The following is a 23,667-nucleotide window of genomic DNA, read 5'->3' as shown; positions in this document are numbered from 1 at the left end:
TCAGGAGCCCTGTCTTCTCGCCGTACGGCCGCGCCGCCGCCGCACCAGAACCAGCAGGAGAGTGAGGGCGCTGATCACGGTCACCGCCGTGATCCCGCCGGGTACCGACCAGCGATGCACGGCCAGCATGCCCTGGGCCACCAGCATGTTGAGAACGACCGCGCCCGCGACCGAGGCGAGGGTGCGACCGAACGGATCCAGCCCGCGCAGCGCGGCGGAGATGGCGGTGGCCGGGGCCGCGAGCAGGAAGAACAGCACGAACGGGCCGCGCAGGGGTGAGTCCCAGCCGGTGAGCGCGAGCAGCGCACCGATCGTCCCGACGGCCGTGGCGGCGCCCGCGAGCAGCGGCGACAGGTCCCTCCCCGGTCCCGCCCGCTCGATGCCCTCCGCCGACGTTGTTGACGGTGTCTTGATGCGTATGGTCTGCATTGGCGACTTTGCCCCCCGAAGCGCCGGATGCCGGGCTTCAATGTCGCGCAGCCCGAAGGGGGCCGTCAAGATGCGGAAGTCGGTCATCGCGCTTCTCCTCCGGGGAACACCCGGTCACCTCCAACCCAGTTGACGGACTGTCAATGGACTTGGCGTGAGCACGTAATGAACTGCCGTTTCGGCTGGGGCGCGAGTGATAGTTGAGGTTTAAAAATTTTGGCATGGACACTTCCTGTCAACGCGCGTAGTTGGTAAGACAGTTGAGGCAGAGATCCTGCTAAAGGGAGGTTCCATGAGACGTTCCCGGATCGCGGCATTCGTCAGTTCTCTCCTTCTCGCCGGCGGCATCGCCCTCGCCGGGGCCGGCACGGCGCAGGCGGCCGCAGCCACCGGCTATGTGGCCCTGGGTGACTCCTACTCCTCCGGAGTAGGCTCCGGCAGTTACATCGACTCCAGCGGCGACTGCGACCGCAGCACGAAGGCGTACCCCTACCTCTGGAACGCCGCCCACTCACCCTCGTCGTTCACCTTCGTCGCCTGCTCGGGCGCCCGAACGGATGAAGTCCTGGCGAACCAACTCGGCGGACTCAGCTCCTCCACCGGCCTGGTCTCGATCACCATCGGCGGCAACGACGCCGGATTCGCCGACGTCATGACGACCTGTGTGCTCCAGTCCGAGAGCGACTGCATCTCTCGTATCAACACCGCCAAGGCGTACGTCGCCTCGACGCTGCCCGGCAAGCTCGACGGCGTCTACAACGCGATCAGCGCCAAGGCCCCGAACGCCCACGTGGTCGTGATCGGCTACCCCCGCTTCTACGAGCTCAGCACCACGTGCGTCGGTCTCTCCGACACCAAGCGCGCCGCGATCAACGGCGCGTCCGACTCCCTCAACACCACCGTCGCCCAACGCGCCGCCGCCCACGGCTTCACCTTCGGTGACGTCCGCACCACGTTCACCGGCCACGAGATCTGCTCCGGCAGTTCCTGGCTGCACAGTCTCAACTGGCTGGACATCGGCATCTCCTACCACCCGACCGCGACCGGGCAGTCGAGCGGCTACCTGCCGGTGCTGACGAACGCGGCCTGAGCTCCTACTGAGTGACAGAAGGTGAGGGGGAGACCTCGCCCGTCGGGGTCTCCTGCACACACGTCACCGAGAACGGCACCGCGTCGGACGTCTTGTGCACCGGGTCGCGCACCTCCACGCTGATCTCGTTCGTGAACGTGCCGCTCTCCGAGTACGTCGTCACGATCACCTTGTCCTGCTGGGACCGCCCGCCGCCCGCGGGGAACGACAGGGTCTTCCAGCCCGGGTCCGAGACCTGGCCGTTCTTCGACACCCAGCGGTAGTCGACCTCTGCCGGCAGCCGGCCCACCGTGATCGTCGCCGTGAACGCCGGCGCGTCGGCGTCCGACGGCGGACAGCTGCCCGTGTACTCCGTGTTCGCGCCCGCGAGGACGACGTCGACGGTCTGCGGCGGGGCGGTGGTCGTAGGGCTGCTGCTGTGGGGCGTCGAGGGCGGCGGCTGGTCGTCCGAGGGGCTCTGCTTACTCGCGGTGGGTGAAATCCCGTCGCCGCTCTGGGTGTTGGTGCCCGGGCCGCCGTTGTTCCCGTTGTCGTCGTCGCGGTTCAGCAGTGCGTACGTCAGTCCGGCGATGGCCAGCGCGAGGGCGGCCAGGCCCGCGATCAGCACGACGGCGGCGCGACGGTTGCCGTCCGGCCGGGTCGCGGTGGTCGTCGCGGCGGGGGCGGGCTGTGTCGCGGCCGCCGGGCCGGGCCACGGCGGCGGTTCCTGGCGGGACTCCTGGGGGCGGGTGGCGGCCGTCGGCGGATAGGGCACCGCCCGTACGGTGTCCGCGCGCGGGTTGCCGCCCGCGCCGATGACCCGCAGGTCCTGCTCGGCCCGCGCGGCGGGCAGCCGCTCGGCCGGGTCCTTGCGCAGCAGCCCCTCGATGACGGGGGCGAGCGGCCCTGCCCGGTACGGCGGCGGGAGCTCCTCGTCGACGATCGCGCGCAGAGTGCTCAGCGGAGTGTCCTGGCGGAAGGGGGAGTTGCCCTCGACCGCCGCGTACAGCAGCACGCCGAGCGACCACAGGTCCGACTCGGGACCCGGCGTGCGCCCCAGTGCCCGCTCGGGGGCCAGGAATTCGGGCGAACCGATGACCTCGCCGGTCATGGTCAGTGCGGAGCTGCCCTCGACCATGGCGATACCGAAGTCGGTGAGCACCACCCGGCCGTCGTTCGACAGCAGGACGTTGGCCGGCTTCACGTCCCGGTGCAGCACCCCCGCCTCGTGCGCGGCACGCAGCGCGGCCAGCACCTCGGCGCCGATGTGCGCGGCGCGCTGCGGGGTGAGCGGGCCCTCGGCGTCCAGGAGTTCGGCGAGCGAGATACCGCGGACCAGTTCCATGACGATCCAGGGGCGGCCGTCCTGCATGGCCACGTCGTACACCGTCACCACGTTGCGGTTGGCGACCCGGGCGGCGGCCCACGCCTCGCGCTCCAGCCGGGCGTACATCCGCTCCACGTCGGGCCCCGCCAGGCCCGCCGGGGCGCGTACCTCCTTGACGGCGACCTCGCGGTGCAGCACCTCGTCGCGGGCCCGCCACACGGTCCCCATGCCGCCCTCGCCGAGCGGGGACAGCAGACGGTAGCGGCCCGCGATCAGACGTTCACTGCCCGGTTCTTCGGACACCAGCGCCCCCATCCGCATCCAGGCGAATACCTTCACAAAAGTAGCTCAGCCGAGTACGGATGCCGCCCCCTTGAACACCAGTCCGGCCCCGAGGGCCACGACGACCAGCGCCGACCACAGGGGCGTGGATCGGCGTACGGCGGTGACGACCGGGTGGGTGGTCCAGCGGGGGCGCTTGTCCAGCGCCCGGGTCATACCCGTGCCCAGCCGGACGACGGCGAACCCGGCCGCGGTGAGCGTGAGGGCGAGCCCGGCGCCGTACGCGACGACGAGCAGCAGCCCGAACCAGGCCTGGCCCAGCGCGGCGGCGCCCACGAGCACGACGACGGCGGAGGGACTGGGCACGAGCCCACCGGCGAAGCCGAGGAGGATCGTGCCGCGGAGGGTGGGGGCGGTGGGGTGGGTGTGGGTGAAGCCGTTGTGGGTGTGTTCGAGGCCGTGTCCGTGGTCGTGGTCGTGATCGTGCCCGTGATGGTGATGGTGATGGTGGGCGTGGGGATGCGGGTGCGGGTGGGCTTCTGAAGGTGCGGGTGTGGTTTCGGCGCGGGCGCCGACGAGCGCGAGCGGGCGCTCCCGGGCCTCTTCGGTTTCCTGCGTGTGGGGGTGGGTGTGGTCATGTCCGTGTCCGTGTGCGTGCCTTCGGCTCCGCCATGCCCGACGTACGAGGCTCACGCCCGCCAGCAGCACCAGCGCGCCGCTCGCCACGCCCAGCCAGGCGATCACCGAGGGCGCCGCGGCCGAACCGGCCGTGACCAGGAGACCCAGGGCGACCACGCCCAGGGTGTGGGTGACGGTCACCGACGCGGCCAGGGGCAGGACGTCCTTGAGGCGGGCCCGGCCGCCGCGTGCGGCCGCCGTGGCGGCCATGATGGTCTTGCCGTGGCCGGGGGCGAGTGCGTGCATCGCGCCCAGGGCGACCGCGATGAGCAGCGCCAGCGCGGCGAAGCCGAAGGTGAGGTCATGGCGGGCGACCAGGTTGTCCAGGGCCTGGGTCCAGCGGTCGGCGCCGCGGGGGAGGACGGAGGCGGCGGGGGCGTCCCGGTCTCCTTCCTCGGCCAGGGCCGGGCCGCCGGGCCGCAGCTTCAGGGAGGCGGTGGCGGTGTCGGCCGGCGAGGAGAGCAACTCCTTGGGGTAGCCGGTCAGTTCCTGTGAGACCGAGTCCTTCGGTACGTCCGTCGCGGTGAGCGTCGTACGGTCGCCGCGTGCGGTGATCTCCCGCCAGCCGGGTCCGGAGGAGAGGCCCGCGCTGTGGAAGCGGAGGGTGACGGAGTCGCCCTTTGGCAGTGGTGCGGTCAGGCGGCACTCGACGCGGAGGGTGTCGAGCCCCGCCTGACCGGGCCGGAGTCGGGCGTGACTGGTCCCGACGGTGAGGGCGGTGGCACGCCCGTCGACGGTGACCCGGCTGCCCTCGGCGGCCTTCTCGCACCGCTGCCGGGCCCACTCGGCCGTGCCCAGCCGTTCGAGGTCGGGCTTGGCCTGGGTGGCCGGGATCTCGGCGAGGTCCTCGACGTGGTCGACGCGGAGTTGGCCGGGGGCGGCGACGAGACCGTCGTAGCGGTTGACGGTGAAGTTGCCGAGGGGATGGGCGCTCGCGGCCCCGGCGGGGACGAGCACGAGCGCGCAGGCGGCCGTGAGGACGGCGGCGCCGGAGACGAGCGGACGACGGGGCTTCACCGGGCCGCCTCCAGGGACTTCAGTTCGGTACGGGCGGCACGGGCGCCCAGGGGTGAGAAGCCGGGGTTCAGCTTCAGGGCGGCGGTCAGTCGGTTGCGGGCGTCCTTCTCGTGGCCGGTGGCCCGCTCGATGACGCCGCGGTGGTAGAGGAAGGAGGCGTTGCGGTAGCCGGTGGCGGTGGCCTCGCGGGCGTAGGGGAGGGCTTCCTCGTCCTGGCCGTTGACGTGCAGGGCCCAGGCGAGGGCGTCCGCGGTGTGCACGGTGTGGCGGCGGGCCCACTCGGCGCGCGCCGCGCGCAGGGCGGACTTCGCGTCGCCGTGGTCGGCGGCGGCGAGCGCGGTGTCGAGGTCGGCGTTGACGCCGTTGGCGCGGGCGAGGGCGGTCCAGGCGTCGACGAGGGCGTACTGGTCGCCGGCCTTGCGCTTGTCGCCGTCGGCGCCGCGGGCCTCGTACAGCTCGCCGAGTTCGACGAGGGGGCCGGGCAGCGGGTACCGGGAGACGACGTTCTCCATCCCCTCGATCGCACCGGCCCGGTCGCCGCTCCCGGCCTGGGCGCGGGCGCGGCCCTCGAGGGCGGGGAGGTAGTTCTCGTCGGCGCCGAGCGCGCGGGCGAAGTGGTCGAGAGCCGACTTGTATCGGCCCTGGTTCCAGGCGAGTTGGCCGAGCTGGGTGGAGACGTACGCCACGTCGCCGGGGGAGGTCGCGCTCGCCAGGGCCCGTTCCAGGACCCGGCGGGCCGTGGTCACGTCGCCGCGCAGTTCCCGTACGTACGCGTACCGCGTGAAGACGGGGACGCCGGGGTGCCGGGCGTCGGCGGTGTCGGCGGCCTGCTGCGCGTCGTCGTACCGGCCGAGTTCGACGAGGGCGTCGATACGGGAGCACAGGGCGCGTTCGCTGTAGGGGTTCTGCTTCAGGGCCTGGTCGGCGTACTCGAGGGCGCCCTTGAAGTCGTGGCGGGCGGCGGCGAGGGCGGCGCGGCCGGCGAGGGCGGGGTCGTTGTCGGGCGCCAGGTCGAGTGAGCGTTTCAACGCCTGCTCGGCCTGCGGGTAGCGCGAGGGGTCACCCTTGGTGCGCGCCTGCTCGACGTAGGCGAGTCCGAGCGTCGCCCACCCGCTGAAGTCCCTCGGCTGGCCGCGCAGATGGGTCTGCAGCGCGGCGATGCTCGCGTCCAGATTCCCGCCGGCCAGCAACGCGGGCGACACGGCCGCGGGCGCCGCCGCGACGGCGACCTCCCGCCCGTCCCGCACGGCCCCGACCGCGATGGCGCCGGCGGTGAGCGCCACGGCCAGCAGGGCGGCACACCCGGCAAGGTGACCGACCCGCCAACGACGCCCGGCAGCAGCGACGCGACGCACGGCGGTGACCCGGGGGTCGGCGGAGGGAGCGGTGGCGGTGTTCTCCGCCTCGGGGGCGGTCCCGGTCAGGGCCGGGGAGCCCTCGGCGCCGGCGTCGTGCGCCTCGGTCCCCGTGTGCTGCGGATCCGGTGAGGCGGAGGGCGAGGTGATGGTCTCCCTCTGCGGTGCGCTGTCGTTCGTACGCGGGGACATGCCCTCTCCTCAGGTCGTCGCGTGGGGCGGCGCGGCCCGCACCGTGGGGGATGAGTACGTGCGGGCCGCGCCAGTCGGTGGGGGTGCGGTGCGGCTGGGACAGGTCCTAGTACGGCCGCTGCATGCGGCGTCGCCACCAGGCCAGACCCGTGCCGATCAGCAGGACACCGGCCGCGCCCGAGGCCGCGGAGGCGGCGATCAGGGTGGTGTCGGGGCCGCTGCTCGAGGAGCCGGACGGCTTCAGCGCGTCGCCGAGCTGGCTACGGACGTCCGTGCCGCTGGTCGTGCCCTTGGCGAGCGCCCCGCGCGAGCCCGAGGTCGGGTTGGCCAGGTACGGGAAGGAGTGCCCGAACTTCTTGTCGTTGGCGTCGACCGCGTCACCCAGGTCGTTCTTGGAGCCGACCAGTTCGCCCTCGACGACCTGGAGGGAGGCGTCGATCACGTCGTCGGTGAGCCGGCGGCCGTTCGGGAAGCCGGCGTTGTCGCCGTCCAGCACACCCAGCCGCTTGGGGTGGGCGCTCGGCTCGATCGAGGTGTTCAGGCGCAGTTCCTCGGCCGGCTTCACGTAGGGCGGCTGGTTGAGACCCTTCACGCCCTTCAGGAAGACGTCCACCAGGTCGTTGCGCGGCTCGGCGGGCGCCTTGATCTTGTAGATCGCCTCGATGAGCTTCGGCAGCTCGGGGTTGGTGACGTTCTTCAGGAACTGCGCGTCCTCCCAGGGCGAGGACGCGTTGAACTTGTCCTTGTCCTTCTGAGGGTTGACGACCTCGTTGACGAGCGGGTTGCCCAGACGCGAGACCTGCGTGTAGTAGCCGCTCGCGTTCTTGCGCTGGGTCGTCGACCAGATGCCGACGATCGGCTGGTGCTTCGACTCCGTGATCATGTCGTTCGGGAGCTGGAGCGCGATCGAGTTGACGTTGTAGCCCTTGAGCGTGTCCCGGCCGACCTCGGAGAGGTTCCCGCCGTAGAGGAGGTCGAAGACGCGCAGGTCCAGGAAGAACGGGTCGTCCGCCTGGCCCGCGAACGTCTGCGCGCCGCTGGAGAGCTTGTGGACCGCCTGGTCGCGCAGCTTGCCGTAGTCCGGCATCGACGCCTTACCGACGTTCGACGGCGCGACCGGAACGTCGTCCGCGATCTTCGTCTTCGACAGCTGGTGCTGGTTCTTCAGCCGGATCAGGTCGATGTCGTACGTCTGCGTGATGTTCAGGTCGGGGTCGTCCAGACTCTCGACCGCACCCGTGTTGTAGAGGAACGTGTCCTTGTTCTTGGTGTGCGTCTTGAAGGTGTAGCGGAACAGCAGCTCGCCCTGCGCGTCACCGTTGTTGTCGATGTGGATGTCGTACTGGGCGTCGTCCGCGAACGTGTAGAAGTTCGGTCCGCCGGCCGGCTCCTCGAAGGGGATCCAGTTCGCGATGATCGTCGTCGTGTCCGGCTTGTCCGGACTCACGAAGGCGTACACGTCCGTGTTGTCGTACTGCGGCGTTCCCGAGATCAGCGGGGCCTCCCGGTGGCTGGAGGCGGAGGCCGCCCCAGGTTCCAGCATGGCCACACCGGCGGCTGTGAGCCCCCCGGCGGCCAGCGCACCACATATGAGGGCCGCAACGCTTCGGCGTCCCGTACCGCTCCTGGAGATAGGTGTCATGCCGTCCGTCCTCAGTGCCAACTTGCCTGACGGACGGGTATACGGACCCGAGACCCCGACCGGATTGGTCGATCGGGAAAATTCTTTTCCTCCCTGCTCCACCCGCGTTTTGGGCACGCTGATCCGTAACACCGTCCGGAGGTGCGTTCGTTGCGAATGCCTGGGGTGACGGGACGGGCCGGGTGCGGCCGAGGAGAGGGGGACCGCATGGAGGCGGACGAGCTTCTGGTGCTCGTGGCCGGTGGTGACCAGAAGGCATTCGAGGAGCTGTACGGACTGGTGTCCGGCCCGGTGTTCGGGCTCGTACGCCGCGTCGTGCGGGACCCGGCGCAGTCGGAGGAGGTGTCCCAGGAGGTGCTGCTCGAACTGTGGCGGTCCGCCGCCCGCTTCGATCCGGGCCGCGGCAGCGCCCTGTCCTGGATCCTCACCCTCGCCCACCGCCGCGCCGTCGACCGGGTGCGCAGCGTACGCGCGGCCGGCGAACGCGAGCAGCGCGAGGCGCGACGCGCCCACCCCCCCGCCTTCGACCAGGTCACCGAGGAGGTCGAGGCGAGGCTGGAACGCGAGTGGGTGCGCCGCTGCCTGGACCGGCTGACGGCCCTGCAGCGCCAGTCCGTCACCCTCGCCTACTACGACGGATACACGTACCGTGAAGTGGCCGAGCGGCTCTCCCTCCCCCTGGGCACGGTCAAGACACGTATGCGCGACGGGCTCACCCAGCTGCGCAAATGCCTGGGAGGTGTCGCATGAGCGTCCTCGACCGCCTGCTTCGACGCGAGGACCTGCACTCGCTCGCCGCCCCCTACGCCCTCGACGCCCTGGAACCCGCCGAGCGGCTGCGTTTCGAGCGGCACCTCAAGGGGTGCGACCGCTGCGCCGCCGAGGTCCGCGCCCTGACCGAGGACGCCGTCCGGCTCGCCTGGTCCACGGCCGCCCCGCCGCCGGCCGGGATGCGCGAACGGGTCATGGCCGCCGTACGGACGACTCCGCAGGCGCCCGCCCCGGGACGGGAGCGCACGCCGCAGCTGCCGCCGCACGTCTGGGGCACGCAGCCGGCGCCCGCGCGCACCCGTGCGCCCCGCCCGCGCCCTCTCTTCGTCCCGTTCGCCACGGCGACGGCCGCCGCGGCCCTCGTCGTCGCCTCGCTCTTCGCCGTCCAGGCCAACCGCACCCAGGACGAGCTGAAGGCCGAGCAGGCGCAGTCGCGTGAGATCGCCCACGTTCTCGCAGCTCCGGACGCCCGCGCGACGACTGACCGGGACACTCGGGGGCGCACTGTCGGAGTGATCGCTTCCGCCTCGGAGGGACGTGCGGTCGTCACCTTGACCGGATACGACGACCTGTCGGACGGACAGGTGCACCAGTTGTGGCTCATGCGCCCCGACGTGCGACCGCGCTCCCTCGGTCTCTTCGACGGCGACACGCCCCTGGTCACGTCCGGTCTCGACAAGTCCGCCACGTCACTCGCTGTGACCGTCGAACCCGACGGGGGCTCAGCACAGCCCACTACTCAGCCGATTGTCCAACTCGCCCTGAAATCGCTTGGATTCGGAGAGTAGTCGTCAACCCCCTTACCAGGAAGGTGAATCCTGTGCCCGCGATACACGAGTGCCCCGAGGGGGCGATAGGGTTACTCTGCCCGGGCCGGGTGGACTCGTACGGGTGGGGAGTGACATGGAACAGATAACAGTGCCCAGCAGGGCGAGGGTCCCTGCGATCACCTGCGGGAGCAGCGCGACCAGCTCGCGCCTCGACCGCCATCTCTCGGTGCTGGCGGGTCCCGCCATACCGCAGCGTGAGACGGCCGAGGCGACCTTGCTGATGCGTGAGCTCACGGCGCGTGACACCCAGCACGACAACACCAGCAGGGTCGCGCGAGTGCGCCGCGTGTCGCTCTTCGCGCCGCTGCGCCGGCTGCGCCGTTCACTGTTCGGCGGGAACTGAGGCCCGCGCTCAGGCGGCCACACCGTCCCGGCGCAGTGCTGCGATCAGCTCGTCCGTCATCCCCACGGCGCGCAGCAGTGCCTCGGTGTGCTCCCCGAGCGCGGGCACGTCCCCCCTCCTTGCCTCCGCTCCGCCCGGCAGCGTGATCGGCGGCAGCGGTGCCCGCAGCGGCCCGGTCGGCGTCCCTACCCCCCGCCACCGCCACCGAGTCGCCGGCTGCGGATGCTCCGCCACCTCGTACAGGTCGCGACTTCACCGACGCGTACGCCTTTGTCATGCGCGCGGGTGTGCGTACCGGTTCACGGCCGCCGGCGCGAACACGGCGATCAGGGCGGCACACCAGGCCAGCGAACCGGCGACCGGGTGCGCGACCGGCCAGGCGGCGCCGACGGGGACGGGGGCGTTGCCGAACAGGTCCCGCAGGGCCGTCGTCACCGCGCTGATCGGGTTCCACTCGGCGAGTGTGCGCAGCCAGCCCGGCAGGTTGTCGGTGGGGATGTAAGCGTTGGACAGCAGCGGCAGCATGAACGTGGCGCTGCCCAGCTGGCCCGCCCCCTCCTCGCTGCGGGTCAGCAGCCCGAGGAAGATCCCCGCCCAGGTGCACGCGAACCGGAACAGCAGCAGCAGGCCCAGCGCGCCCGCCGCCCCGGTCGCCGACCCTTCGACCCGCCAGCCCACCGCCAGCCCGACCAGCAGGAACGGCACCGTCCCCACGGCCGTGACGACGAGGTCGGCCACCGCCTGTCCGAGCGGCGCGGCGGCCCGGTTCATCGGCAGCGTGCGGAAGCGGTCCGTCACGCCCCGGTGGGTGTCCTGGGCGGCCTGGAACATGCCGGTCATGATCCCGTTGGCGGTGGTGGCCACCAGCAGCCCCGGCACGAGGAAGGAGCGGTACTCCGCGCCGGGCATCGCGAGCGCGCTGCCGAAGACGTAGCCGAAGAACAGCAGCATGGTGACCGGCATCGTCTGGGTGAGGATCACCAACGCCGGGTTGTTCCGGATCCGCTGGAGCTGCCTGCCCAGCATCGCGGTGCCGTCGTACGCCAGCGTGCTCATGCCACGTGCTCCTTCCGGTCGGCCAGGGCGGCCGGGTCGGTCTCGTCGGTGAGGCTCAGGAAGACGTCGTCGAGGGTCGGCGGCCGCAGGGTCACGTCGAGCAACGGCACGCCCGCCGCGTCGAGTTCGCGCACGAGGCGCGGCAGGGTGAGGGTGGGGTCCCGGGTGACCGCGCCCACGGCGTTGCGGTCGTGGTCGAACGTGGGCTCGGAGCCGGTGAGGCGGTCCAGGACGCCGGCCGCCTTCGCCATGACGTCCGCGTCCGCGACGACCACCTGCGCACAGGAGCCGATGAGCGCCTTGAGGTGCGCGGGCGAACCGGTGTGTGCCACCCGCCCCCGCTGCATCAGGGCGATGTCGTCGGCGAGTTGGTCGGCCTCCTCCAGGTACTGAGTGGTCAGCAGCACGGTCGTGCCGTCCGCCTTGAGCTCGCGCACGGCGTCCCAGATCTGGTTCCGGCTGGCCGGGTCGAGTCCCGTGGTCGGCTCGTCCAGGAAGAGCACCTCCGGACGGCGGATCAGGCTGGCCGCCAGGTCCAGGCGGCGCCGCATTCCGCCGGAGTAGGCGGACGCCGGCCGGTCGGCGGCCTCGGTCAGTCCGAAGCGGTCCAGGAGCTCACCGGCCCGCTCGGCCGGCCCCCGCACCCGGTGCAGGCGGGCGAACAGCCGCAGGTTCTGGCGTCCGGTGAGGTCCCCGTCGACCGACGCGTACTGCCCGGTGACACCGATCCCGCGCCGTACGGCCGCGGCCTCCCGGACGAGGTCGTGCCCGGCGATCCTGGCCGACCCCGCGTCCGGCCGCAGCAGCGTGGTGAGCAGTCGGACGGCCGTGGTCTTGCCCGCCCCGTTCGGGCCCAGGACGCCGCAGACCGTGCCCTGCGGCACGGCCAGGTCCAGCCCGCGCAGGGCACGGACATCACCGAACCGCTTCTCCAGCCCTTCACTAAGTACAGCGTACGTAGTAGTCATGTCCCGACCATAGCGCACTACGTACGCTGTACGTAACTAGGATGGTGGTCGAGGTGATGATCGATGGCGGGCCGACCGGCCGTACCCGAAGTGATCTGGGCGCGCCCCGAGCGGACGGGCCGTGGGCCGAAACCGGCGTACACCCGCGCCGACATCGCGGCGGCGGCGGTGCGCATCGCCGACGCGCAGGGGCTCGACGCGGTGTCCATGCGGCATGTCGCGGCGGAGCTGGGCTGCGGGACCATGTCGTTGTACAACTACGTCCCCCGTAAGGAGGACCTGTACGAGCTGATGGTGGACGCGGTCAGCGGCGAGCACGAGCTGTGGGAGCCGACCGGTGACTGGCGGGCCGACATGCTCCGCGTCGCCCACCAGACGCGTGCGCTGATGCTCCGCCATCCCTGGCTGCCGGGGCTGATGTCACCGGTCTACGGGTTCAGCCCCCACGCCCTGCGCTACATCGAGCACTGCCTGGCCTGCCTGGACCCGCTGGAGGCGTCCTACGGCACGAAGACGGAGCTGGTCGCGATGCTGAACGGGGTCGTGACGGTGTACGTCTCGAACGAGATCGCCACGGCCGAGCGGGTGCGGTCGTTGCCGTGGTCGGAGGAGCAGGAGAACGCGGCGCGCATCGGTTATCTGGGCGGTCGGATCGCGAGTGGGGCTTATCCGCGGATGGCGGCGGCGTTCATGGAGGATGCGGGGCCGATCGATCTGGAGGCGGTGTTCGAGCGGGCGTTGGGGAGAGTGCTCGATGCCTTTGAACCCAAGCGTCAGATCAGCTGAACCCAAGCGTCAGATCAGCTGAACCCAATTGTCAGATCAGTGCGAACTGTCCCTCCGTGCCCTCTTCGTGGTGGTCCAGGGTCGAGGCGGGGCGGCGACGGCCTGTTCGACGGCGACGACGGTGATGCCTTCGAGGGGCAGGCGAAGGGGCGGCTCCATGACAGGGACCATGACCCACGGGTGACGCCCCGCGAAACACCGCGCGTAACACCTTTGTCATGCACGGATGTTGACGAGGCAATCTTCCGGGTCCAGGGTGACTGATCGTTTACACGATTCAAGTGGCAGCTATACCGAACCTCACCACCGGAGGTGCGCGTGTGTGACCTGCACGATCAGCATGACCATGAGACGACCGGTACGAATGGTCAGGGCCTGAGCCGCCGCCGCATCATGCAGCTGCTGGGCGCGGCCGGTGTCACGACTGCCGTCATGGCCGCCGAGGCCGACCCGGTGATGGCCGCCTCGGCCGACACCACCGCGTCCGCGTACGAGGCGCCCAGCGGACTCGCCCAGGACAGCCCCGCCAAGACGTCCGCGCTGGACTGGATCAGGGATCAGGCGGCCCGGATCACCAGTCTCAATTCCGAGATCTGGGAGAACGCCGAGCTCAGCCTGCGCGAGTGGAAGTCCTCGCTCGCGGAGGCCGCCTTCCTCGAAAAGGCCGGATTCGAGGTCGAGTTCGGCACCGCCGGCTTCCCGACGGCGTTCACCGCGACCTTCTCGTACGGCCAGGGCGGCCCCGTTCTCGGCTTCAGTGGCGAGTACGACGCCCTGCCCGGCCTCTCGCAGCACAAGGGCGTCGGCCATCACGACCCGCGCGAGTACGTCCACGACCCCTTCGCCCCCGGCTACGGCCCCGGCCACGGCTGCGGTCACAGCGCCCTCGGCACGGCCGCAGCGGCAGCAGCGGCGGCCGTCGCGCAGGCCGCGAGGAAGCACAAGCTGCCGGTGACCGTGAAGTTCTTCGGCTCGACCGCCGAGGAGGCCCTGATCGGCAAGACGTACGCGGTCAGCAAGGGCGTGTACGACGGCCTCGACGCGTTCCTCGACTGGCACCCTTCGACCGCGAACGCCACCGGCTGGGGCACGACCAACGCCATGACCGCCGTCACCTTCACCTTCCTGGGTGTGGCCGGCCACGGCGGCACTCCGCTCGGCAACAAGAGCGCGCTGGACGCGGCCGTGATGATGGCGACGATGTCGGAGTTCCTGCGCGAGGAGAACCTGGCGCCGAGCGGGCGCCTCCACTGGGTGATCAACAACGGCGGTGACATCCCGAACGTGACGCCGGAGATCGCTGAGATCTCGTACTACGTCCGTGAAGGCAGCCCCGCCCGGGTCCAGGTCCTGCTCGACAAGGTGATCGCCGTCGCGGAGGCGGCGGCGAAGGCTTCGCAGACCAAGGTGCGGCACCGGATCACCTCCGCCTGCTGGAACCAGCTTCCCTCGCAGGCCTTCGCCGAGCTGATGCACGACAACATGCAGCAGATCGGACCGCCCGAATTCACTGACGAGGCCCAGGAGTTGGCGAAGGAGCTCCAGGAGTCCCTGGGGCTGCCGCAGAAGGGCATGCACACGGAGGTGGCCGCACTGACCGCGCCCAACCCCGTGTTCATGGGCGGTGGTTCCACCGACGTCGCCGACATCAGCTGGAACGTGCCGACCGTCTCGATGGGCGCCGCCCTCGCCCCGATCGGCACCAAGATGCACACCTGGTCCACCGCGTCCTGCGCCGCGGCCGCCCCCGGCCAGGCGGCCGTGCTCGTCGCCGCCAAGTACCTGGCGGCGACGGCGATGGACCTCGTCACCCAGCCCGAGCGGCTGAAGGCGATCAAGGACGAGTTCGCGGAAAGGACGAAGGACATCGAGTGGAGGACGGCCCTGCCGGAGGGCTATGAGCCGCCGATGTACGAACCGCCGGAGTGGTTCCTGAAGAGGACCGGCCAGAAGTGGCCGCCGCAGAACATCACCTGGCCGCCCAAGCGGGTCGTGTCGCAGGAGAAGTTCGCTTCCCTGGGGCCTGAACTGGCCGCGCAGAAGTAGGCGTTCAGCGCTCGCCGTGGGCGAACCTGCGCACGGCGAGTGGCGAGCACACCGCAGGTCGGCGCCAAAAGGGCTAGATCAGCGTGAACTGGCCTTCCGGGCCCTCTTCGTGGTGGTCGAGGACCGACGCCGGCCGGTGAGCCGCATCCGGTACCGGCAGCACGCCCGCCTTGCGCAGCTCCGCTGTCGTGATCGGCGCCGTCTGCGTCAGCTCCTGCTGCTGAGGCCGCAGTTCCGCCAGCAGCGCCAGCACGGTGATCAGCTCCAGCAGCTCCGACGTCCACGCCTGCGGCCAGGTCACCGGGCGGATCGCCGCCAGGGTGCCCGGCTCCGGGCCCTCGGTCGTCCGTGCCGCGAACCACTGCTCCAGCACCCGGACCCCGCCCGCCTCGAAGTCCCAGGCCTCCGGCGGCACCGGGGAGATGCGGCCCTCGTCGAGGTGGAGGGTTTCCTCGGCGCGGTCGTAGTGGACGGCCAGGGGGAGGGTGGGGAGCGGGGCGCGGACGTAGGGGCGGCGGCCGCCGGGGAGTTTGGGGCGGTCGCCGTCGCGGCGCATCAGCCAGAGTGTGCGGCGGCCCAGTTCGACACCCTGGGCCCAGAGGCCGGGGTCCTCCGTGAGGGGGACGGTGAGGTCGGGGCGTACGGTCGCCAGCGTCCAGGCCAGGAAGTCCAAGGGGGTGGGCGAGTGGCCGAGGCGGGCGGACAGGTGGTCCAGCAGGCCGGGGGCCAGGTTCGGTTCCGTGCCGCCCGGGCGGCGGAACAGCGGGCGGACGCGGCCGGGGCGGAGCAGGGGCAGCAGGGACGTGGCGAGGAGGCGGGGGCCGGGGGCCTCCGGCGTCTCCACGACGAAGATCTGGTGCTCGTCGGTCACCCGCCACAACTCCGGCCGGGCCGCGTCGATCAGGCGGTGGTCGGGAATCAGCCACTGCTCGTCGAAGGGCGCGTGCAGGACGCGTACCGGCTCCGGGCAGGGGCCCGAGGCGCGGACCAGCTTCTCCGTGCCGCTGGTCTGGCCGGGCAGCCGGCCCACCGCCGAGTACGGGGTGCGCGAGCGCGTCGGCTCGAACAGCGCCTCCCGGTCGGGCCCCTCGGCCTTCATGAGCGCGTCCCAGCGAGCCTTCAGGGACGCCGCGTCGGCGCCCGTCGGCCACCCCCGGCCGAGCCGCGGCGGTGCGACGGACCACGGCATGAGGTCCGCCAGCGGCGGAGCGTCGTCGTGCGTCACGCTGGGCATCGTACGACCTGCCTGCGACACCGGGGCCGGGGCCCGCTCCGGCCTGGTCCGCCGGAACGGTTCGGCAGCGCCCGGAAGGGGCGCGGGGCTGTGACCTATGCGGCTCCGCCGCGTGGGCGTGACCAGCCACGATGGTGCCGCGGACGACCGACGGCACATCGCGGCACTGCCAGCGGAGCGCCTACGTGGCGTCGCCTACGTGGCGTCGAGGGTCACCGTGAAGGAGAAGCGGTCGCCGCGGTAGTGGATGACCGCCACGTCCAGCGGCCGGCCGGCCGTGTCGTAGGTGACGCCCGTGTAGTGCAGGATCGGGCTCAGCAGCGGGACTTGGAGCAGCTTCGCCGTCTCCGGGTCCGCGAGCCGCGCCTCCACCGTGTCCGTGATGCGGCTGATGTCCGCGCCCACCACGTCCCGCAGCACCTTCGTCATCGGCCAGCGGACCAGGTCCGCCAGGTCGATGCGCTCGGCCAGTTCCGGCCGGACGTAGTTGCGGGCGTGGTTCGTCGGTTCGCCGGTCTTCTCGTCGCTGCGCAGCCGGTGGTACGTCGCCGCCTCGGCCAGGTCCGGGAAGTACTCGGCGAGTTCGGCCGGCAGGGGCGCCCGGCCGTGCTCCAGCAGCTCGGTCGTCATCCCGGACTGCTGGGCCACGATCGCGTCCACCGAACCCAGCAGCCGTACGGGCGTGCCCCGGTGGGCGTCCGGCTCGATGAACGTGCCGCGCCTGCGGTGGCGGGAGATGAGCCCCTCGTCCTCCAGTTCCTTCAACGCCTGCCGCATGGTCAGCACGCTCACCCCGTAGTGCCCCGCCAACTGCTCCTCGGTGGGCAGCCGCAGCGGATCCCGGGGCGAGCGGCCGAGTATCGAGGCGCGTAGCGACTGCGACACCTGGTACCACAGCGGCAGCTTGCGGTTCAGGACGAGCGAGTCCGGGGCGAAGGAGGTCACGGGCTATCCGTACCTGTCCGCAACGTTCGGCGCAACGGGCGGAAGTGACGCTCGAGGCCCTGCCACACGTCGTCGTAGCGCTGTTGGAGGTGTTCCGCGCGCGCCGCTTGCGGGGTGAGGGTCACCGGCCAGCGGGTCTCGAACATGAACGCCAGTCCGTCGTCGATCTTCTGCGGCCGCAGCTCGGCGGCGCTCGCCCGGTCGAACGTCTCCCGGTCCGGGCCGTGTGCCGACATCATGTTGTGCAGCGAGCCGCCGCCCGGCACGAAGCCCTCCGCCTTCGCGTCGTACGCGCCCTCGACGAGCCCCATGTACTCGCTCATCACGTTGCGGTGGAAGTACGGCGGCCGGAAGGTGTCCTCGCCCACCAGCCAGCGCGGCGCGAAGACCACGAAGTCGACGCCCGCCAGGCCGGGGGTGTCCGACGGCGACGTCAGCACCGTGAAGATCGACGGGTCGGGGTGGTCGTACGAGATCGTCCCGATCACGTTGAAGCGGCGCAGGTCGTAGACGTACGGCACGTAGTTGCCGTGCCAGGCGACCACGTCCAGCGGGGAGTGGTCGTAGACGGCCGTCCAGAGGTTGCCGCAGAACTTGTTCACCACCTCCACCGGCCCCTCGACGTCCTCGTACGCGGCGGTCGGCGCGCGGAAGTCGCGGGCGCTCGCGAGCCCGTTGGCGCCGATGGGGCCGAGGTCGGGGAGGCGGAAGGGGGTGCCGTAGTTCTCGCAGACGTAGCCGCGGGCGGAGGCGTCCAGCAACTCGACCCGGAAGCGGACCCCGCGCGGGATCAGCGCCACATGGCCGGGTTCCGCGTGCAGCGGTCCGAACTCCGTGCGCAGCAGCAGCCCGCCGCGCTCCGGGACGATCAGCAGCTCGCCGTCGGCGTCGCTGAAGACGCGGTCCATGGAGGAACTGGCGTGATACAGGTGCACGGCCATGCCGGTGCGCTGGGTCGCGTCGCCGTTGCCGCCCAGGGTCCACAGGCCCGCCAGGAAGTCGGTCCCGTCCGCGGGATCCGGCAGCGGGTTCCAGCGGAGCCGGTTCGGGTCGGCGACCGTCTCCGTGAAGGGCGCGGTGCGCAGCCCGCCGTTGTCGGTGCGGGTGAACGCCGGGTGGGCGGCCGAGGGATGGATCCGGTAGAGCCACGAGCGGCGGTTGTGGGCCCTGGGCTCGGTGAACGCCGTACCGCTGAGCTGTTCCGCGTACAGGCCCAGGGGGGCGCGCTGCGGTGAGTTGCGGCCCTCGGGCAGTGCGCCCGGCACCGCCTGCGAGCTGTGCTCGTTGCCGAAACCGGAGAGATAGGACAGCCCTTCGGCGGTCTTCCGCGCGTCCCCGCTCATGATCGCTCCCTCGCAACCTGATTCCTATGTATCACCGTAGGATTGCGCGTTCCTGGAGGCAAGAGGGGCGCGGGCGCAAGCGGGGCTCGGGTCGTACTCGCCGGGAGGGGCGATCGGCGGCGAGAACCAGACTCCAGGGGGATCCGCGTTCCGGACCGGTGTTCTACCCTCCCGGGCATGTCGTGGACGCGCAGCCTTCTCGGCGCGCTCGCGGTCTGTGTGCTGCTGCTGGTCGGATCGGCGGGCTGCGGCACCGGCGATGCGCAGGAGCAGAAGAGCCACAACAGTGGGGAGTCCGCCTCGCCGGGCCGGCTCCTCGACGACACGGACCAGGAAGGGCGGCAGTACCGTGAGATGGACAAGAAGGGCGCACCGCAGGTCGGCATCGAGGTGGAGCCCGACGACGACGGCGGCTGGGACGTTCGCCTGACCGTGCGCGACTTCCGCTTCTCACCGGCCGGTACACGGCCGGAGGCGGTGCCCGGCCGCGGCGTCGCCCTCCTCTTCGTGGACGGGCGGCCCGTCGCCGTCCTGCGCGGTTCCCGCTACCGTCTCGCGGCCGGCTACCTCCCGCACGGCACCCACCAGGTCACCGCCCGCCTCTACGCCGACGACGACACCGTGTGGGCCGTCGACGGCAAGCCGGTCGAAAGCGCGGCGGACGTCACGGCGTCGGTGCCCGAGCCGGCACCCGCCGTGAGCGCGTCCGCCACGGTGAGCGCAGGGGGCACCGGTCGACGTACCGGGGGTCGACGTTCACCCGACCGCGGCCAAGAGGCATCATGAAGCCCGTGCCCCACGCGACATCGCTACGCCGTGCGCCCGTGCAGCGGCGCAGTGCCGAACGGCTGACCAGGATCCTCGACGCCTGTGCCGACCTCCTCGACGAGGTCGGCTACGACGACCTGAGCACCCGTGCCGTCGCCCTGCGCGCCGGCGTCCCCATCGGCTCGGTCTACCGCTTCTTCGGTAACAAGCGTCAGATGGCCGACGCCCTCGCCCAGCGCAACCTCGAGCGCTACTCCGAGCGCGTCACTCAGCGGCTGAAGAAGGCCGAGCGGGGCGACTGGCGCGCGGCCATGGACGCCGTACTGGACGAGTACCTGGCCATGAAGCGCACCGCGCCGGGCTTCTCGCTCGTCGACTTCGGCAACCAGATACCGGTCGGCGCCCGCCACGCCGAACCCAACCACCGCGTCGCCGACCGCCTCGGCGACATGCTCTCCGGCTACCTCGGCCGCACCCCCGACGAGGACCTGCGCCGCACCTTCCTGATCGCCGTGGAGACCGCCGACACCCTCGTCCACCTCGCCTTCCGGGTGGCCCCGCAGGGCGACGAGAAGATCATCGAGGAGGCGCGGGAGATGCTGCGGGCGTATCTGGCGCGGGTGTTGGACTGAGATCTCCCGGGCGCTGAACCGACCTCTCCCGAGCCCTCCCCTTTGGGCATACCGGTCGGTATGCTCGGCGGCACGTACGTGCGTCACCGTCGCCGCCGCCCTCCGGGAGGACCCGTGTCCCGCACCGCCCCGCGTATCTGCCCCCTGTGCGAGGCCACCTGCGGCCTGACCCTGACCATCGAGGGGACCCGGGTGACCGGGGCCCGCGGTGACCGCGACGACGTGTTCAGCCGCGGGTTCATCTGCCCGAAGGGCGCCTCCTTCGGGGCCGTCGACGGCGACCCCGACCGGCTGCGCACCCCGCTCGTACGCAGGGACGGGGAGCTGCGCGAGGCCACTTGGGAGGAGGCGTTCGACGCGGTCGCGGCCGGTATCCGGCCCGTCGCCGAGCGGTACGGGCCGAACGCCGTCGGAGTCGTCCTCGGCAACCCCAACGTGCACACCATGGCCGGCGCCCTCTACCCGCCGGTCCTGATCGCCGGCCTCGGCACCCGCAGCCTGTTCACCGCCTCCACGGTCGACCAGATGCCCAAGCACGTCTCCAGCGGACTGCTGTACGGCGACGCCAACGCCATCCCCGTACCGGACCTGGACCGCACCGACCACCTGCTGCTCCTGGGCGCCAACCCGCTGGAATCCAACGGGAGTCTGTGCACCGCCCCCGACTTCCCCGGCAAACTCAAGGCCCTCAAGGCCCGCGGCGGCACCCTCACCGTCGTCGACCCGCGCCGCACCCGCACCGCCAAACTCGCCGACCGGCACCTCGCGATCCGGCCCGGCACCGATGCCCTGCTGCTCGCGGCGATGGCGTACGTCCTCTTCGAGGAGGACCTCGTCGACCTCAAGGACCTCGCGCCCCATGTCCAGGGCGTCGAGGAACTCCGGGAATCCGTACGGGACTTCACGCCCGAGGCCGTCTCCGGGCCGTGTGACGTCGAGGCCCCCGTGATCCGCGCCCTCGCCCGCGAACTCGCCGCCGCCCCCACCGCCGCCGTATACGGCCGCATCGGCAGCTGCACGGTCCCGCACGGCACGCTGGCCAGCTGGCTCGTCGACGTCCTCAACATCCTCACCGGCAACCTCGACCGCCCCGGCGGCGCCCTCTTCCCGCAGGCCGCCACCGACCGCACGCCCCGCCCCGCCGGACCCGGGCACGGTTTCGCCCTCGGCCGCTGGCACTCCCGGGTGAGCCAACATCCCGAGGCGAAGGGCGAGCTGCCGCTCTCCGCGCTCGCCGAGGAGATCGACACCGCCACCGCCGAGGGCGAGCCGATCCGCGCGCTCGTCGCCGTCGCCGCCAACCCCGTGCTGTCCGCACCCGACGGCGACCGGCTCGACAAGGCCCTGGACTCACTGGACTTCATGGTCAGCGTCGACCCGTACCTCAACGAGACCTCCCGCCACGCCGACGTCGTACTGCCGCCGCCCCCGCCCTCGCAGAGCCCGCACCACGACTTCGCCTTCAACACCCTCGCCGTACGCAACCAGGTCCGCTACACCCGCCCCGCCGTCCCCCTCGAACCCGGCCGGATGGCAGAGACCGAGATCCTGGCCCGGCTGACCCTGGCGGCGACCGGCATGCACGGCGCCGACCCGTCCGCCGTCGACGCACTCGTCGTCGACCAGACCCTGGGCAAGGCCGTCAAGGACCCGCACTCCCCGGTGCACGGCCGCGACCCGCGTGAGCTGGCCGCCCTGCTCACCGGCGACACCGGGCCGGAGCGGCGGCTGGACATGATGCTGCGCCTCGGCCCCTACGGCGATGGCTTCGGCGCCCGCCCCGACGGGCTGAGCCTGGACAAGCTGCTCGCCCACCCGCACGGCATCGACCTCGGACCGCTGAGCTCCCGGCTGCCGCAGCCGCTCAAGACCAGGAGCGGGCAGGTCGAGCTGCTGCCCCAGCCGATCGCCGCCGACCTGCCACGGCTCCGGCAGGCCCTGCGGGAGCGCCCCGACGGGCTCGTCCTCGTCGGCCGCCGACACCTGCGCTCCAACAACAGCTGGATGCACAACGTCCCCGCCCTCACCGGCGGCACCAACCGTTGCACCCTGCACATCCACCCCGAGGACGCCGAACGGCTCGGCGTGCGCGACGGGGCGCCGGTGCGGGTGAAGGGCGCCGGGGGAGAGGCGACCGCCCCGGCGGAGGTCACGGACGGCGTGCGCCGGGGCGTGGTGAGCCTGCCGCACGGCTGGGGCCACGATCGGCCCGGCACCCGCCTCGGCCACGCCGCCACCGACCCCGGCGTCAACGTCAACCAGCTCCTCGACGGCAGCCTGCTCGACCCGCTGTCGGGCAACGCGGTCCTCAACGGCGTGCCCGTCGAACTCGCTCCCGTGACCGAAAAGCTCACCGCGCTGACCTGAGCAAAGCTGTGACCTGGAGTTTTGCGCTTATTGCTCGCGTGTCAACGTCTTGTTAACGCTGTTTACCGCGACCTAACGTCGACGCACCGCCGACCCACTGGTGGGATGTTCAAGGGCGAACGTTAGGTATCCACTCATGTTGACCATCCTCGGCTTCGCGATGATCGCGACCTTCCTGGTCCTGATCATGCTGAAGAAGATGTCGCCGATCGCGGCGCTCGTGCTGATCCCGGCACTGTTCTGTGTCTTTGTCGGCAAGGGCGCCAAGCTCGGTGACTACGTCATCGACGGCGTCACCAGCCTCGCCCCCACCGCGGCGATGCTCATGTTCGCGATCGTCTACTTCGGTGTGATGATCGATGTCGGCCTCTTCGACCCGATCGTTCGGGGAATCCTGAAGTTCTGCAAGGCCGACCCGCTCCGCATCGTCATCGGCACCGCGGTCCTCGCCGCGATCGTGTCGCTCGACGGCGACGGCTCGACCACCTTCATGATCACCGTCTCGGCGATGTACCCGCTGTACAAGCGCCTGAAGATGAGCCTGGTCGTGATGACCGGTGTCGCGGCCATGGCCAACGGCGTGATGAACACCCTGCCGTGGGGCGGCCCGACCGCCCGCGCCGCCACCGCGCTGAAGGTGGACGCCAGCGACATCTTCGTCCCGATGATCCCCGCCCTCGCCGTCGGTCTGCTGGGCGTCCTCGCCCTCGCCTACGTCCTCGGCCGCCGCGAGCGCAAGCGGCTCGGCGTGCTGACGCTGGACGAGGTGCTGGTGGAGGAGCCGCAGCCGGAGACGGAGACGGTGCTGGTCGGTGCGGGTGCGGGTGCGGGTGCGGGCAGGAAGGGCGGGCTCGGTGACGCCGCGGGCTCCGCTTCGGGCTCCGGCACGGACGCCGACGAGCCCGACGAGGACGACGGCATGCTCAAGGTCCTCGACCCCGCCCGGCCCACCCTGCGCCCCAAGCTGTACTGGTTCAACGCGCTGCTCACGGTCACTCTGCTCACGGCCATGATCATGGAGTGGCTGCCGATCCCGGTGCTGTTCCTGCTCGGCGCCGCGCTCGCGCTCACCGTGAACTTCCCGCACATGCCCGACCAGAAGGCCCGCCTGGGCGCCCACGCCGAGAACGTGCTCAACGTCTCCGGCATGGTCTTCGCCGCCGCCGTCTTCACCGGCGTCCTCCAGGGCACCGGCATGGTGGACCACATGGCCAAGTGGCTGGTGGACAACATCCCTGCCGGGATGGGCCCGCACATGGCCTTCGTCACTGGCGTCCTGAGCATCCCGCTGACGTACTTCATGTCGAACGACGGCTTCTACTTCGGCATCCTCCCGGTGCTCGCCGAGGCCGGCCAGGCCCATGGCGTCTCCACCCTGGAGATCGCCCGCGCCTCGATCGTCGGCCAGCCGCTGCACATGTCCAGCCCGCTGGTGCCCGCCGTGTACGTCCTGGTCGGCATGGCCAAGGTCGAGTTCGGCGACCACACCAAGTTCGTGGTGAAGTGGGCCGCGCTCACCTCGCTGGTGGTGCTCGGCGCGGGAATCCTGTTCGGCATCATCTGATCGGTCGGTTGATCGCTCGAATG

Annotated in this window: 21 protein-coding genes and 1 pseudogene; 10 read left to right on the top strand and 12 right to left on the bottom strand. The window is 71.3% G+C overall.

The window, feature by feature from the left end; translation table 11 throughout:
- The gene (locus tag ABT114_RS20085) at window positions 1-429 is read right to left on the bottom strand and encodes a hypothetical protein (RefSeq protein ID WP_351144148.1); all 429 of its coding nucleotides are present in this window, start codon (window positions 427-429) and stop codon (window positions 1-3) included.
- Window positions 430-721: 292 nt separating this feature from the next.
- Between ABT114_RS20085 and ABT114_RS20080 the strand changes: the two genes are divergently transcribed.
- Complete coding sequence (locus tag ABT114_RS20080) at window positions 722-1,519, top strand: SGNH/GDSL hydrolase family protein (RefSeq protein ID WP_351144147.1); 798 nt, start codon at window positions 722-724, stop codon at window positions 1,517-1,519.
- Window positions 1,520-1,523: 4 nt separating this feature from the next.
- Here ABT114_RS20080 and ABT114_RS20075 read toward each other — a convergent pair whose 3' ends face one another.
- From ABT114_RS20075 to ABT114_RS20060, 4 genes are all read right to left on the bottom strand, one after another.
- Window positions 1,524-3,146: a serine/threonine-protein kinase gene (locus ABT114_RS20075; protein WP_351144225.1), complete on the bottom strand. Its 1,623-nt coding sequence runs from the start codon at window positions 3,144-3,146 to the stop codon at window positions 1,524-1,526.
- Between the two features lie 27 nt (window positions 3,147-3,173).
- Window positions 3,174-4,802 (bottom strand): HoxN/HupN/NixA family nickel/cobalt transporter, encoded by a 1,629-nt coding sequence (locus tag ABT114_RS20070; RefSeq protein ID WP_351144146.1) that lies wholly within the window; start codon window positions 4,800-4,802, stop codon window positions 3,174-3,176.
- Complete coding sequence (locus tag ABT114_RS20065; RefSeq protein WP_351144145.1) at window positions 4,799-6,349, bottom strand: tetratricopeptide repeat protein; 1,551 nt, start codon at window positions 6,347-6,349, stop codon at window positions 4,799-4,801. The genes ABT114_RS20070 and ABT114_RS20065 overlap by 4 nt, the downstream gene beginning before the upstream one ends.
- Before the next feature lie 106 nt (window positions 6,350-6,455).
- Window positions 6,456-7,991: a DUF4331 domain-containing protein gene (locus ABT114_RS20060; protein ID WP_351144144.1), complete on the bottom strand. Its 1,536-nt coding sequence runs from the start codon at window positions 7,989-7,991 to the stop codon at window positions 6,456-6,458.
- Between the two features lie 207 nt (window positions 7,992-8,198).
- Here ABT114_RS20060 and ABT114_RS20055 point away from each other — a divergent pair, with 207 nt between their 5' ends.
- From ABT114_RS20055 to ABT114_RS20045, 3 genes are all read left to right on the top strand, one after another.
- A complete protein-coding gene (locus ABT114_RS20055; protein WP_351144143.1) occupies window positions 8,199-8,741 on the top strand; it encodes a sigma-70 family RNA polymerase sigma factor in 543 nt (180 codons plus the stop codon).
- Entirely contained in the window at window positions 8,738-9,550 is an 813-nt protein-coding gene (locus ABT114_RS20050) for an anti-sigma factor (RefSeq protein ID WP_351144142.1), read from the top strand. The genes ABT114_RS20055 and ABT114_RS20050 overlap by 4 nt, the downstream gene beginning before the upstream one ends.
- Window positions 9,551-9,665: 115 nt before the next feature.
- The gene (locus tag ABT114_RS20045; RefSeq protein ID WP_351144141.1) at window positions 9,666-9,935 is read left to right on the top strand and encodes a hypothetical protein; all 270 of its coding nucleotides are present in this window, start codon (window positions 9,666-9,668) and stop codon (window positions 9,933-9,935) included.
- Between the two features lie 9 nt (window positions 9,936-9,944).
- On the opposite strand, the pseudogene ABT114_RS20040 reads toward ABT114_RS20045, so the two are convergent.
- The 3 genes and pseudogenes from ABT114_RS20040 to ABT114_RS20030 form a co-directional block, all read right to left on the bottom strand.
- A pseudogene (locus ABT114_RS20040) lies at window positions 9,945-10,184 on the bottom strand (CoA transferase); the annotation flags it as partial.
- 24 nt (window positions 10,185-10,208) lie between these two features.
- Window positions 10,209-10,991, bottom strand: a complete 783-nt coding sequence (locus ABT114_RS20035) for an ABC transporter permease (protein WP_351144140.1) — start codon at window positions 10,989-10,991, stop codon at window positions 10,209-10,211.
- Window positions 10,988-11,959 carry an ATP-binding cassette domain-containing protein gene (locus ABT114_RS20030; protein ID WP_351144139.1) on the bottom strand — a complete coding sequence of 324 codons (972 nt, stop codon included), beginning with the start codon at window positions 11,957-11,959 and terminating at the stop codon, window positions 10,988-10,990. Before ABT114_RS20030 ends, ABT114_RS20035 begins: the two co-directional genes overlap by 4 nt.
- Window positions 11,960-12,022: 63 nt before the next feature.
- Here ABT114_RS20030 and ABT114_RS20025 point away from each other — a divergent pair, with 63 nt between their 5' ends.
- A complete protein-coding gene (locus tag ABT114_RS20025) occupies window positions 12,023-12,745 on the top strand; it encodes a TetR/AcrR family transcriptional regulator (RefSeq protein ID WP_351144138.1) in 723 nt (240 codons plus the stop codon).
- Between the two features lie 36 nt (window positions 12,746-12,781).
- On the opposite strand, the gene ABT114_RS20020 is transcribed toward ABT114_RS20025, so the two are convergent.
- On the bottom strand, window positions 12,782-12,904 hold the full coding sequence (locus ABT114_RS20020) for a hypothetical protein (RefSeq protein WP_351144137.1): 123 nt from the start codon (window positions 12,902-12,904) through the stop codon (window positions 12,782-12,784).
- 159 nt (window positions 12,905-13,063) lie between these two features.
- On the opposite strand from ABT114_RS20020, the gene ABT114_RS20015 reads away from it, so the two are divergent.
- Window positions 13,064-14,791, top strand: a complete 1,728-nt coding sequence (locus ABT114_RS20015) for an amidohydrolase (protein WP_351144136.1) — start codon at window positions 13,064-13,066, stop codon at window positions 14,789-14,791.
- 73 nt (window positions 14,792-14,864) lie between these two features.
- On the opposite strand, the gene ABT114_RS20010 is transcribed toward ABT114_RS20015, so the two are convergent.
- From ABT114_RS20010 to hmgA, 3 genes are all read right to left on the bottom strand, one after another.
- The gene (locus tag ABT114_RS20010) at window positions 14,865-16,025 is read right to left on the bottom strand and encodes a type ISP restriction/modification enzyme (RefSeq protein ID WP_351144135.1); all 1,161 of its coding nucleotides are present in this window, start codon (window positions 16,023-16,025) and stop codon (window positions 14,865-14,867) included.
- 195 nt (window positions 16,026-16,220) lie between these two features.
- Entirely contained in the window at window positions 16,221-16,970 is a 750-nt protein-coding gene (locus ABT114_RS20005) for a GntR family transcriptional regulator (protein WP_351144134.1), read from the bottom strand.
- Window positions 16,967-18,313 (bottom strand): homogentisate 1,2-dioxygenase, encoded by a 1,347-nt coding sequence (gene hmgA, locus ABT114_RS20000; RefSeq protein ID WP_351144133.1) that lies wholly within the window; start codon window positions 18,311-18,313, stop codon window positions 16,967-16,969. Before hmgA ends, ABT114_RS20005 begins: the two co-directional genes overlap by 4 nt.
- Before the next feature lie 177 nt (window positions 18,314-18,490).
- Here hmgA and ABT114_RS19995 point away from each other — a divergent pair, with 177 nt between their 5' ends.
- From ABT114_RS19995 to ABT114_RS19980, 4 genes are all read left to right on the top strand, one after another.
- Entirely contained in the window at window positions 18,491-19,099 is a 609-nt protein-coding gene (locus tag ABT114_RS19995; RefSeq protein WP_351144132.1) for a hypothetical protein, read from the top strand.
- Complete coding sequence (locus ABT114_RS19990; RefSeq protein ID WP_351144131.1) at window positions 19,096-19,713, top strand: TetR/AcrR family transcriptional regulator; 618 nt, start codon at window positions 19,096-19,098, stop codon at window positions 19,711-19,713. The genes ABT114_RS19995 and ABT114_RS19990 overlap by 4 nt, the downstream gene beginning before the upstream one ends.
- Before the next feature lie 114 nt (window positions 19,714-19,827).
- Window positions 19,828-22,080: a molybdopterin oxidoreductase family protein gene (locus ABT114_RS19985; protein WP_351144130.1), complete on the top strand. Its 2,253-nt coding sequence runs from the start codon at window positions 19,828-19,830 to the stop codon at window positions 22,078-22,080.
- A gap of 136 nt (window positions 22,081-22,216) precedes the next feature.
- The gene (locus ABT114_RS19980; RefSeq protein WP_351144129.1) at window positions 22,217-23,644 is read left to right on the top strand and encodes a CitMHS family transporter; all 1,428 of its coding nucleotides are present in this window, start codon (window positions 22,217-22,219) and stop codon (window positions 23,642-23,644) included.
- Window positions 23,645-23,667: the final 23 nt, after the last annotated feature.

The organism is Streptomyces sp. NPDC002088 (genome assembly GCF_040296605.1).
Taxonomy (GTDB): Bacteria; Actinomycetota; Actinomycetes; order Streptomycetales; family Streptomycetaceae; genus Streptomyces.
Note: the sequence above shows the minus strand (reverse complement) of the source record. Positions and strands in the feature narration are given on the sequence as shown.